The following is a 12425-nucleotide window of genomic DNA, read 5'->3' as shown; positions in this document are numbered from 1 at the left end:
AGAAGAGATGTTTTTTCCATTTTATCTGGATTGGACGTGGCTGCTTCTGATTCCGGCGCTTATCGTCACAATCTGGGCGCAGGCAAAGGTCAGCTCCGCATATAAGAAATATTCGCAGATTCCGGCGCAAAGCGGCGTGACGGGACGTGAATTCGCGCAATCCATGCTGCGCCAGAACGGCGTCGACGGTGTGGCGGTCCAGCCCGTCGCGGGGGATATGACCGACCATTTTGATCCGCGTAACAATACGGTGAACCTTTCGGAGGGCGTGTATGCGAAGCATTCCATTGCGGCGGTCTCCATTGCCGCGCACGAATGCGGGCACGTGCTCCAGAAATATAAAAAATACGGACCGATGCGTGTGCGCAATGCCATTGTTCCCGTTGTGAACTTTGCGACGAGGCTCGCGTTTCCGCTGATCCTGATTGGGATTTTGTTTTCCGCAAGGGTTCCCGGCCTGGAAATCCTGGTAAGCATCGGCGCGTGGGTCTATTTCGCTGTTGTCATTTTCCAGCTTATTACCCTGCCCGTGGAGTTTAACGCAAGCAAGCGGGCGATGGCCAATATATCCGCTTCCGGCGTGCTGACCGTACAAGAGCAAACGGAAGCAAAACGCATGCTTTCCGCTGCGGCCATGACCTATGTGGCGGCGATGCTTGCGTCGTTCCTGTCCTTCCTGCGGCTGTTCCTGCTTTCACGGAGGAGGTAGGCCGGGAAAAGGCAGTGGAAACTGGAAACGCGGGGAATGCGCTCCGTTTAATACAGGCGTTTCAGCAGCAGAACGATCAACACCGCCCAAATGATGCAAAACAGCGGCACCAGGATCATGAAGGACGGATGCCGGGTTTTGTGGCGGCAGCCGAGCATGCCTACGAGCATTCCGTATGCTCCGCCGACGGCGGACAGCAAAAACAAGGTTTTTTCCGGAACACGGCGTTTCCTTTTGCGGGCTGCGTGTTTATCATAACAGCATACGGCAAAGGCAGCCAGGTTGATTGCAAGGAAGTAAACAATGAAATAACTCATGTGCAGATTATAGCACGGATGGAAAGGAACGCAAAATGAATGTATCGAAACCGCTTCCGCTTACGGGGGCGCACAATGTACGCGACCTTGGGGGATATCCCGCGGAGGGCGGAAAGGAAACCAAATACAAGGTGTTCCTGCGCGGGGACAGCCTGCACGGGCTCACAAAAGAGGACGAGGAATACCTTGACGATTACGGGGTACGGCTCGTGATCGACGTGCGCGGAAAAAACGAGGCGTTTATGCATCCCGACCATATCGATAAAAAACAGATCGAGCGGCTTCATGTTCCGCTTCTGGACCATATCCAGTCGGAAGCGATGCTTGGAAAAATGCCCGATGATATGGGCGATATGTATATCGGACTCGTGGAGAAAAGCAAGGACGGCCTGAAAGAAATTTTTACGCGCATGGCGGACGCAGAGGGCGTAACCCTTTACCACTGCACGGCGGGCAAGGACCGCACGGGCATTATTACCATGCTGGTTTTAAAGCTTGCGGGCGTGCCGGATGACGTGGTCCTTGCGGATTACGCGGTTTCCGAAACCTACATGAAAGAAATGTTTGAGAAACAGCGCGGAATGGTCGAAAAAGCGGGCGTAAAGGTGCCGGAATATGTGTTCCGTTCAAAGCCGGAATATATGCGCAAGTTGATGGAGCACATCGCGCAAAAATACGGCACGGCAAAAGATTACCTTATGGACATCGGCCTTTCGGACGCTGAGATCGGGAGGCTGAAGGGAAAGATTGTGTGAAAAAGGCCTGCCATAAAAAAAGAATGATATTTTAGCTTGAAACACACGAAATAATCCGATATCATGAGTACAGAATCATTTCATCAGCTATGAGGTGTGGGTATGAAAAAATTGTGTTCCATTATTTTGGTATTATTTTTTGTGTTTTTTTTATGTGGTGCTGCCGCGCCGCAGGCAAGTTACAGCGTCACAGGCACGAATATGGTTTTGCGGTTCCCGGACGACTATGTCATATATGGACAGGACGGAGCCCTAAGCGGCAACGGGGGAGTAATGGACTGGGACAAGGAAGAGGTCGATAGTCTACTCGATTATATGAAGGAAAACCGGATTTTGCTGTACGCGACCCAGATCGACGAATACGATGAGATTTACGTAGACAGCGCTTCTTTTGCGGCAACCCGAAGCATGCAGGACTTTACGAAATTTTACGAAAATCACAGCGAAATGGATGATAAGGAATTGCTTTCCAAACTGGAGGAGGCAACCTATTTAAGGGGGCCTGAAAGCGTTGTTGAGAATTACACCTCTAAGTCGATGGAGGTTGTGACCATCAATGGTGAAAAATACGGATATGCGGTCGGTGTATTCGAGAACGAGTTTGAAGAGAGATATGTACTTGAATATGATACCGTAAAAAATGGGAAAGCAATCCGGCTGGAAATGTACACCACCGGGGAGCCGCATGAGGATCAGATTAATGCGTTTCGAGGTATTATGGAGACTATCGGCTATACGCGCGGGGCGAACGGCTTTTTGTCACAATATATATTGGGGACAAACGGCGCGGCGCTTCTTCCATGGATTATACTGGGAGTCTGTGTGATTGCCGCGATAGTTGTGCTGATTGTATTGCTTCGGATCAGGCGGAAGAAGCATCCGAAAATAAAAGGTACCGCGTACGAGCCGCAGGGAGGACCGTATTCGCCCCTGCCGCAGTATCCGCCCTCATTGTCCACGTACGAAAAGTCCGCACCGCCGCAGGAGCAGGCAGCGCCGCACGTGTACGAAAGGCCAACGCCGCCGCAGGAGCAGGCACCGCCGCCCGTGTATGAAAGGCCAACGCCGCCGCAGGAGCAGGCACCGCCGCCCATGTACGAAAGGCCAACGCCGCCGCAGGAGCAGGCACCGCCGCCCATGTACGAAAGGCCAACGCCGCCGCAGGAGCAGGCACCGCCGCCCATGTACGAAAGGCCAACGCCGCCGCAGGAGCAGGCACCGCCGCCCACGTACGAAAGGCCTGCGCCGCCGCAGGAGCAGGCAGCGCCGTCTGTGTACGAAAGACCCGCGTCGCCGCAGGAGCAGGTAACGCCGCCTGTGTACGGAAAGCCCGCGCCGCCTCAGGAGCGGACAACGACACCGGGCGAAGCGGATGTGGTGAAGCTTTTGGAAACCCTCGCGGAACTAAAGCGACAGGGTGTACTTAGCCCGGAAGAATATGAGTATAAAAAGAATGAACTATTGAGAAGGTTGTAACGAAAAGAGGGACGCAGTTCAAAGGATGGCGTCCCTCTTTTCCTGATTAAAAGTAGTTATTTTTTAAATAATTATAGTAGGAATTATTCTGATCCACCAGTTCATCCAGAATATCCTGTATTTCAGGCAGATCGGAATATTTCATGAGGATATCAAGCGCCATCATATAAAAGTCTTTATCCAGATAATCCGCCGCGATACAAATCGCACATTTGGAAGCAAGTTCGTAGGAATCCCGATAATTACCGAGGGAGCTGAAAATTTTTTCGGCTGTAGTATAGTCTTCGGCTAAAGCATAAGCGTTTGCGCGCGCGTAATCAATATAGTCGGAATCTGACTCCGATGGGAATTCATAGGATGTATCGATGTATGCTTCGCCTTCTTCAAACTGTCCGTTTATAATAAGATCAATGCCCTGACGGAAATTGAGTTCGCCAAGGATGAGCCTGGATTCATCAAGAGACTCAATTCCGGTCAACAGTGTGCGGGCTTCATCATAGTTTCCGCTTTCCATAAGCATACCGGCCTCGGAAATGCGTTTCAAGTCGGAGATTCCCCCGCTGATATTGGGTAGCTTCGAAATTGTTTGATAAGCGCGTGTATAGTCGCCGTCCGCAAGGTATTTATACGCTTGGTTATTTGTACTCACAAACATCCCCGCGCCGGTGCAAACAGCAGCGACGATTCCGCCCACGATACACAGGGTGATGATACGCTTTTTCTTTTTCGGAGAAGGCCCCCTGCGTTCTTTTTTTGCGGACATATGCGCGGGAAGCGGCACCGCCCCTGGAGCAATGTGGAAAGCGGTCATAAATTGCGCGGCGTTTCCAATGCGTATATCCGGTTTCATTGCAACCGCAAGCTTGAGCGCCTGCTTTGTGCCCGAAAGAATCTGCAGCGATTCAATTTCCCTCTTTGTTGTCTCGTCGCTTTCAAGGCGTGCCATCATATCGGGCAGACGTTCACCGCAGAGCAGCCTGTATAGGATCGCGCCTAGCTGATAGATATCCGTCCATGACCCGACCGGTTCCACTTCCCTATATTGCTCAGGCGCGGAGTAGCCGTTCAGCACACCGTGTTCGCGGGATGATGAGAGAAACGCGCGCCCTGTTGAAAGTTGTACGCGTATATTCTGCGGATAAACGGCAAGATGGCTTTTATTCTCCCTATGCAGGGCATCGAGTTGCATGACAATGGGGGCCAGCAGGGCCATCGCCCGGTCGTAATCAAGTTTGGCACTGTTTTTATCGAGATAGTCGGCAAGCAATATGGTTTTGTTCCGCTTGAATTTTTTCCGCCATATCAAGAACCATAGAAGAAAAACGATTGCCGCTGCCCCGGCTGCAACGATGACCCAGAGCACGCTCGAGTACAGAATATTTGAACTCGCCCTGTAGGGAATGCCCTCGCGATCAAGAACGGGAAGCAACTCGGAAATACAGATTGCCCCGTTGAGGTTCGTATCCTCGGCAGAGCCGATTGTGTTTACCCCAACTACGATACCTTCCCCGTTTACCAGCGGCCCGCCGGAATTCCCGTGGTTGAGGGCGACGTTCATTTGCAGCCCGGTAACGGCGCGTTCCCCCGTGCCGAAGGAATAAGAAGATTTGACCGCACTGATGATTCCGTCTGTCATCGTCATGTCGTCGCGTACAGAACCGCCGCGCTCAAACAGGTTATCCGCAACTGCCGGAAACCCGAGGGCGTAGACCTGCTCTCCCGCCAAATCGGAAGGATTACCGGAATAGAGCGGAAGGGGGTTCATCGCGGGAATGGGGTCGTCGAGCTTTAAAACAGACAAATCCTTATCCGGCAGCGAGACAACGACCGTCGCGGTCACCGGCGTATAATCCCCGAAAAATACGGTGCACGCCCCGGCCATTTCAGCTACCACATGGTGATTCGTTACCACATATTCGACGGGCGCGCCCGCACCGATTGCAAAGCCCGATCCGCTGGAATAATAGTCATCGCTGATATCCACCTCGATATACACGGTCGATCCCCGCGCGTCGAGCGCAGGCTGGGGGATTGACGCCGCGAGGGCAACGGAAGACACCAGCAGTAAAATGACGGCAAGAAGCGTACAAAAAATTTTTTTCATGACAGGCCCACCCACACCAAAGAATTTAATTTGATGACCTTATTATACAACACAAAGGTACAGTTTGGGGTTATATTTCGGAAAATTTAGTCAGTTTTAATAGCATTGCCCGGAAACGGGAGCCGTATTCGCCGAAAGACGAGCGTACACAGCGCTCCCACGAAAAAGCCGCATACCGTGCCCGTAAGGACGAGCACCGGAAAATAGTAAGATACCTGCGGAGTGGCGGTGACGACTGCCGCCGCCGCAAGCTGCATCAGGTTATGGGAAATCCCGCCGAGGACGCTTGTCTTGATGACGGACAAATATTTTAAAGCGAGATACATAACCAGGATGGAAACGACGCCCCCCGCGAGGGAGAAAAACAGCATGGTCATATTGCCCGAAAGCATTGCGGTAAGCAGGCTGCGCACCACGCAGATGAGCAGCGCCCACGGCAGGCCGAGGCAGCAAAGTGCAAACAGGGAAACCACGTTTGCGAGGCCGAGCTTGAAGCCGGGCAGGGGCAGGAGCGACGACACCGCGCCGTCGAGAAGCGACAGCGACAGCGCAATACCACACAGCACGGCCGAGAGTACAAAGCGGGAGGTCCTGTTATCCTGTAATGCCATCGACATCCGCCTCCCCTCCCGCGATGGTCGCGGTTACACCGTTGGGCGCGCACACGATGGCCTCGCCCGCACGGGAAATGCTCCCCGTTTTTTCGCACTGGCGGTTGGGACAATCCGTTTCCGCAATGTGTACGGAACCGCCCCGGATTTCAAAAACGTTACGGTAAGTTCCATCTACCTCATAGATGGCGTCCTCCGCAAGCGGAAGCGTGGCTACGATTTCGCCGTTTTGCCGAATGACCACCGTTTTGCCCTCCGCATGCGGCAGGGTAAAAAACCATACCAAAAGGATGGCCGCCGCAATTACGACCGTGAAAACAATATCGCTTTTGGTAATTAATTTTTTCTGCATAACGTTTATCCGTTTGCCGGGAATGCGTGTTAAACGCGGACATACAACCTGGATTTTTATCCCATGGCGTATTCCCGGTTCTTGATTTCCAGCCCGTATTTTTCCGCAAAGCCGTCCGTGGTAATGATCTGCTTATCCCCGGTCAGGAAAAGCACATCCACCCCGTGCTCATCCGCGAAGGCAACGCCCTTTTCCGCGCCCATTACAAGCAGCGCGGTGGAGTAAATATCCGAAAGGATTCCGCTGTCGCAAAGCACTGTCGCCGCCACGAGACCGTTGTTGACGGGATAACCAGTGGACGGGTCGAGCACGTGGTCATAGTAAACGCCGTTTTCTGTGAAGCCGCGCTCGTACGTGCCGGAGGTCGAAACAAATTTTCCGTCGAGCGCAATGGTCGCCATATAATCGTTTTCGCCGCCCTCCGGGTCGCGGATGCCAATTTTGTAGCTGGTTCCGTCCGGCTTTTTTCCAAGGGCGTAAATACTTCCGCCGAAAGAGATAATGGCGGATTCCACCCCGCCCGCCTTCAGGTTCCCGGCGGCTTTGTCAAGCGCATAGCCCTTGACCGCCCCGCCAAGGTCGATCATCGCCCCGCCCGTATTGACGGTGTTTCCCTCAAGCGTCACCGTACGGTAATCCGCCGCTGCGAGCGCGGAGGAAAGCGCTTCTTCGTCCGGGACGTGCATATCCTCCGTGCCGAAGCCCCACGCGGCAATGACGCTGCCGAGCGCGGGCGAAAACGCCCCGCCGGTATCTGCCGCCGCATCGAGCGAAACGGCCAGCACCTTTGCCGTTTCGTCCGAAACCTCCACATCCTGCCCGGGCGCGGCATTCAGCCTGCAAACGTCGCTCGTCGCGATGGTGCGCGACATCTCGTCCTCGAGCCTGCGGGTAATTTCGTTATTTTGCCGGATTACGTTGTCGTCATCCGTGTAAACCGTCTGGATAATAAAGGTGTCCATCGCGAAAATTTCACTGGTTTTGAGCGCGGGGGCGCAGGAAGTAAACGCGAAAAGACAGCAGGCCGCAAGCAGCACAGGGAAAATACGCTTCATTTTGCGGAAAGCACCAAAAATACAATCGCCGCCGCGAGGAACGGCACTAAAAATAGAAAACGTTTCAGTCCAAGCTTCATAGATGCCCCCTTAGCATTCGTAAATCTTTGCTCATTATAGCATAATGCGCGCATTGATAAAACCGCGTCTTTATGGTGCCAAACGATACCCTTTCAAATATATACTGATACTGTAAAGAATTGACGAGAGCGTTACCGCAAGGGTGACGTTTTTACTTTGTGGTAAAATATATCAAAATACTTGATAATATTTGATAAAACTGGTAAGGTATAATTAAAATTTTAAAGGCGGTGTGCTTATGAAGAATTTGAAAAAGATTATTGTTTTCGGGTTACTGGTTTGTTTAGCGCTTTCTATGATTGCATGCTCAGGAAGCAGTGACAATGGAGTCGTTGGAGAATGGAGTCTTGTTCAAGCTGACGGGACAGTTGCTGACGGAGGATATATGAAATTCAACGACGATGGAACGGCGGAATTCAAGTACGCTACGGATAGTGAAGCTGAAGCGCTCACATATAAAGTAGATGGCGATAATGTGATAGTGACGAGGAAAGGTCAGGATGTTACGTTTGTCTTAAAAGGCGATACAATGGAAGTTGACGGGGTAGTTAATCTGAAAAGAAAATAAGCATCAACAAGCAAATGAACCGCAGAAATGCGGTTTTTTTGTTTCTCGATTTGTTAAACATTGACATGATTTTAGGTGCCTCCAGATGTGCCGGAATGCGTCAACCGTGCGGTATCGGCTTGTTTACAAGGCCTTCTTTTTATGGTATATTTAAAGTTACTGTGAAATGAACCGGAGGAATGGGAATGGATTTGAAAACCGCACTCGCGGAAACAATTGCAAAAGCGGCGGAGCTTCCCGCGGGACAGGTCGCGGAAATGATCGAAACGCCGCCCGACCCGAAGATGGGCGACGCGGCATTGCCGTGCTTTAAGCTGGCGAAAGAGCTGCGCAAGGTGCCGCCGGTGATTGCGCAGGAGCTTGCGGAAAAAATTGAAGCGCCGGATTTTGTAGAGCGTGTGGAAGTGGCGGGCGGCTACCTTAATTTTTTTTATGACAGGAAGTTTTATGCGGAAAGCGTGCTTGACGCGCTTGGTGCGGCAGGCGAAAACTGGGGCCGGTCGGAAATCGGCGCCGGCAAAACGGTGGTAATCGATTATTCTTCCGTCAATATCGCAAAGCCGTTCCATATCGGCCATCTTTCGAGTACGGCGATTGGCAGCGCCTTATATAAAATTTATAAATATCTTGGATATAATGTGGTGGGCGTGAACCACCTTGGCGATTGGGGCACCCAGTTCGGCAAATTGATCGCGGCATATAAAATGTGGGGAAACGACGACGAGATCAACAGGGATTCCGTGTCCGCGATGCTCAAGCTGTATGTGCGCTTCCATGAGGAAGCCGAAAAAGACGAAAGCCTCAACGAACAGGGACGCGCGTGGTTCAAGAAGATCGAGGACGGCGACGAAGAAGCGCTGCGTATTTTCGGGTGGTTCAAGGAACTTACCCTGCGCGAGGCAAAGCGTGTATATGCGCTTCTGGACGTGCAGTTTGACAGCTTTGCGGGCGAAAGCTTTTACAATGATAAAATCCCGGCTGTGTTGGATGAGCTGCGCGGGAAAAAGCTGCTTGAGCAAAGCGAAGGAGCGTGGGTGGTGCGCCTCGACGAGGAAGGCCTGCCCCCGGCGATCATCCTGAAATCGGACGGAACGACGCTGTATGCGACGCGCGACCTGGCGGCGGCGGAATACCGCAAGAAAACGTATGATTTTTATAAAAACCTGTACGTGGTGGCGTACCAGCAGAACCTGCATTTCAAGCAGCTGTTCGCGGTGCTTAAGAAAATGGGCCATGAATGGGCTTCGGGCTGCGAGCATGTGGCGTTCGGCATGGTGTCGCTCGAGGACGGGACGATGTCTACCCGCAAGGGCAAAATCGTACTGCTTGAGGATGTGCTGAAAAAAGCGGTGGAAAAGACGCTGGCAGTAATCGAGGAAAAGAACCCCGGCCTCGCGGACAAGGAGCAGGTGGCCTCCGATATCGGCATCGGCGCGGTAATCTTTTCCACACTCTCGCAAAGCCGGATCAAGGACATTACGTTCTCGTTTGACCGGGTGCTGAATTATGACGGGGAAACAGGCCCGTATGTGCAGTATACGCATACGCGCTGCGCGTCGGTACTTGCGCGGCACCAGGATACGGGCGCGGACGCGGACCTTTCGGTGCTGGAAAACGACGATGCGTTTGCGGTGCTGAAGCTGCTCGCGGCGTTCCCGCAGACGATTGTGGCGGCAAGCGAGAAAAACGAGCCGTTCTATGTAACGCGCTACCTTCTGGACCTTGCCCAGGCGTTTAACAAGTATTATTATGAATACAGGATCATTGACGATAATGCGGCGCAGACCAATGCGCGCGTGGCGCTGACCCGCGCGGTGAAGGATACGCTGAAAACGGGGCTTAAGCTGCTGGGGATTAAAGCGCCGAACAAAATGTAAGTACGCGCATGCGGGCATGGCGCATTCCTGCTGCGATATTGAATAATTATGAATGGATAAGAGGTTTTTACTATGCTGGATTTAAGGGTATTGCGCGACAACTTCAAGACGGTTGCGGACGCGCTCAAAAAGCGGGGAAAACAGATCGAGCTTGATGCGGTGATGAAGCTCGACGAGGAACGCCGCGCAATGATGACAAAGGTGGAAGAGCTGAAGGCAAAGCGCAACAGGATTTCCAAGGAAATTCCCGTGATGAAGAAAAAAGGCGAGGACGTCGCGGGCGTTATGATGGAAATGAAGGTTCTCGCCTCGCAGATCAAGGATTATGACGCGGAGCTGCAAATTATGTCGGCCCGCCTGAACCAGCTGATGATGGCGATTCCGAACCGCCCGGACGCAAGCGTTCCGGCAGGCACGGACGACAGCGACAATCAGGAAATCCGTAAATTCCTCGAACCGACCAAATTTGATTTTGAGCCGAAGGCCCACTGGGACCTGGGGCATGACCTCGGCATCCTGGACCCGGAGATCGGGGCGAAGGTTGCGGGCAGCCGCTTTGTGTTTTATAAAGGGCTTGGCGCGCGCCTTGAACGCGTGGTCATGAACTTCATGCTGAATACGCACACCGAGCAAAACGGATATACGGAAGTCATCCCGCCGTTTGTGGCGAATCAGAAGTCCATGGAGGGCACGGGCCAGCTTCCGAAATTCGCGGAGGATATGTATCATATTGAGGATACGGACCTGTACCTGATCCCGACGGCGGAGGTGCCGGTGACGAATATGTACCGCGAATCCATTATCGACGGGGAAGAGCTTCCCATTTACCGCTGCGCATATACGCCGTGCTTCCGCGCGGAAGCGGGCAGTGCGGGGAGGGACACGAAAGGCCTCATACGCCTGCACCAGTTCAACAAGGTGGAGCTTGTGAAATTTACACGCCCGGAAGACTCCTACCTTGAACTGGAAAAGCTGGTGGCAAACGCGGAAAGCATCCTCCAGATTTTGCAGATTCCATACCGCGTGGTGCTGCTGTGCGGCGGCGACCTCGGATTTTCATCCGCAAAGACGTACGACATCGAGGTGTGGATGCCGAGCTATGGCCGGTATGTGGAGATTTCGTCCTGCTCGAATTTTGAGGATTTCCAGGCGCGGCGCGCGAATATCCGCTTCCGCGACGGCGACGGTTCGCTGAAATATGTGCATACCCTCAACGGCAGCGGGCTCGCCGTAGGGCGTACGGTTGCGGCGATCATGGAAAATTACCAGCAGGCGGACGGCAGCATCAAGGTGCCGCTGGCCTTGCAGCCCTATATGGGAAGGGAATCGATCCGCGGGATAAAATAGCAATTGAAAAAACCGCCGGAGCTGCATTTGTTCCGGCGTTTTTTTGTTGCGCGGAATCGTCGGGGATAACCGGGCATGGTAAAAAGATGTCGGGAGGATGTCATGCAAATGGCCGTGTTTTTCTGATATAATGCTAATGTGGAAGAAGTGAAGAGAGTACGGGAAACCGTGCTCTTTTTTGTTGCTTCAATGAGCGCCGAAAGGCGGGTATATGGCAAAACCACAAAGCCGAAGGAGGATAAAATGACAAGCTATACCAGGGGGAAAGACAGGAAAAAGACGAAGGAGGAGGAAGAAAAAAAGGCCGCCGCACAAAGAAAGCAAAGCACGGGCGGAGCGCGCGTGACGGCGGGGAATATCAAAAATTCGGGGAGCGCATGGCGGCCGAACGGAAGCGGGGAAACGGCGAAGAAGCAAAGCACGGGCGGAGTGCGCGTAACAGCGGGAAATATCAAAAATTCGGGGAGCGCACGGCGGCCGAACGGAAGCGGGGAAACGGCGAAGAAGCAAAGCACGGGCGGAGCGCGTGTGACGGCGGGGAGCATCAAAAATTCGGGGAGCGCATGGCGGCCGGACGGCAGCGGGGGAACGCCGAAGAAGCAAAGTACAGGCGCATTTTTGCCCGTGGATGCGGGGAGAGTGACCCAATACGCGCCCGGGTCTGCGGAAAGTATCGCGGCGTTTTCGCGGCTGACTCCCGAAGAGAAGCTGGCGGCGGGCTGGCAAGGGAGCAACGCGGGAGGCGGGGTTTCGGCATGGCAGCCCGCGCCCGCCCCGTTCGCGGTTCCCGACCAGACAAAGGCGCTTGCGGATATGACGGCGAGAGCCGCGCAGGGCCGGAAGACGAAGGATTGGGCGGACTACACGAACCGGCTGGGCACGGGACTACAGACGGTAACCAGCGACGAGACGCAAGCATTCCGCGATGAAGTCAACAAAAGCTATGACGAAGCCATAAACGCCGGACAGACGCAAGCGGACCAGAAATTTTATGATGAAAACGACGAGATGTACAGGAACCAGCAGGAGGTGATGGCGTTATATGGGAACCTCCCGGAAGAGGCGCTGAAAACGGAAGCAGGGCGGGATGTGATAGAAAATGCAATTTCCGCAGGAAACAAATATAACGAACTGGTGGCCGGAAACCAGGCAAGGCAGACGAAGGTCAATAAC

At 53.3% G+C, this 12425-nt stretch carries 11 protein-coding genes; 6 read left to right on the top strand and 5 right to left on the bottom strand.

The window, feature by feature from the left end; translation table 11 throughout:
* The first annotated feature begins 7 nt into the window (after window positions 1-7).
* Window positions 8-709 carry a zinc metallopeptidase gene (locus BBD38_RS04900; protein WP_066685267.1) on the top strand — a complete coding sequence of 234 codons (702 nt, stop codon included), beginning with the start codon at window positions 8-10 and terminating at the stop codon, window positions 707-709.
* A 47-nt stretch (window positions 710-756) separates the two neighbouring features.
* Here BBD38_RS04900 and BBD38_RS14245 read toward each other — a convergent pair whose 3' ends face one another.
* On the bottom strand, window positions 757-1026 hold the full coding sequence (locus tag BBD38_RS14245; RefSeq protein ID WP_082989493.1) for a DUF1294 domain-containing protein: 270 nt from the start codon (window positions 1024-1026) through the stop codon (window positions 757-759).
* Window positions 1027-1061: 35 nt separating this feature from the next.
* On the opposite strand from BBD38_RS14245, the gene BBD38_RS04890 reads away from it, so the two are divergent.
* Together BBD38_RS04890 and BBD38_RS04885 are read left to right on the top strand one after the other, a co-directional pair.
* A complete protein-coding gene (locus BBD38_RS04890) occupies window positions 1062-1781 on the top strand; it encodes a tyrosine-protein phosphatase (RefSeq protein ID WP_066685261.1) in 720 nt (239 codons plus the stop codon).
* Between the two features lie 102 nt (window positions 1782-1883).
* Complete coding sequence (locus BBD38_RS04885; RefSeq protein ID WP_066685258.1) at window positions 1884-3257, top strand: hypothetical protein; 1374 nt, start codon at window positions 1884-1886, stop codon at window positions 3255-3257.
* A 46-nt stretch (window positions 3258-3303) separates the two neighbouring features.
* Here the strand turns inward: BBD38_RS04885 and BBD38_RS04880 are convergent, their stop codons facing one another.
* The 4 genes from BBD38_RS04880 to BBD38_RS04865 form a co-directional block, all read right to left on the bottom strand.
* Entirely contained in the window at window positions 3304-5361 is a 2058-nt protein-coding gene (locus BBD38_RS04880) for a trypsin-like peptidase domain-containing protein (RefSeq protein WP_066685255.1), read from the bottom strand.
* A gap of 86 nt (window positions 5362-5447) precedes the next feature.
* Window positions 5448-5972, bottom strand: coding sequence for a Gx transporter family protein (locus BBD38_RS04875; RefSeq protein ID WP_066685253.1), 525 nt, complete (start codon window positions 5970-5972; stop codon window positions 5448-5450).
* Window positions 5956-6324 carry a NusG domain II-containing protein gene (locus tag BBD38_RS04870; RefSeq protein WP_066685251.1) on the bottom strand — a complete coding sequence of 123 codons (369 nt, stop codon included), beginning with the start codon at window positions 6322-6324 and terminating at the stop codon, window positions 5956-5958. Before BBD38_RS04870 ends, BBD38_RS04875 begins: the two co-directional genes overlap by 17 nt.
* Before the next feature lie 56 nt (window positions 6325-6380).
* Window positions 6381-7379, bottom strand: a complete 999-nt coding sequence (locus BBD38_RS04865; RefSeq protein ID WP_066685249.1) for an FAD:protein FMN transferase — start codon at window positions 7377-7379, stop codon at window positions 6381-6383.
* A 319-nt stretch (window positions 7380-7698) separates the two neighbouring features.
* Between BBD38_RS04865 and BBD38_RS04860 the strand changes: the two genes are divergently transcribed.
* The 3 genes from BBD38_RS04860 to serS all read left to right on the top strand — a co-directional run bounded on the left by BBD38_RS04860 (window position 7699) and on the right by serS (window position 11252).
* A complete protein-coding gene (locus tag BBD38_RS04860) occupies window positions 7699-8028 on the top strand; it encodes a lipocalin family protein (protein ID WP_066685246.1) in 330 nt (109 codons plus the stop codon).
* A 185-nt stretch (window positions 8029-8213) separates the two neighbouring features.
* Window positions 8214-9905 (top strand): arginine--tRNA ligase, encoded by a 1692-nt coding sequence (gene argS, locus BBD38_RS04855; protein ID WP_066685243.1) that lies wholly within the window; start codon window positions 8214-8216, stop codon window positions 9903-9905.
* Between the two features lie 72 nt (window positions 9906-9977).
* Window positions 9978-11252 carry a serine--tRNA ligase gene (gene serS, locus BBD38_RS04850; protein WP_066685241.1) on the top strand — a complete coding sequence of 425 codons (1275 nt, stop codon included), beginning with the start codon at window positions 9978-9980 and terminating at the stop codon, window positions 11250-11252.
* Window positions 11253-12425 lie beyond the last annotated feature (1173 nt).

The sequence above is a fragment of the Christensenella intestinihominis genome, from assembly GCF_001678845.1.
Lineage (GTDB): Bacteria > Bacillota > Clostridia > Christensenellales > Christensenellaceae > Christensenella > Christensenella intestinihominis.
This window is presented reverse-complemented; position numbering and strand designations above follow the sequence as displayed.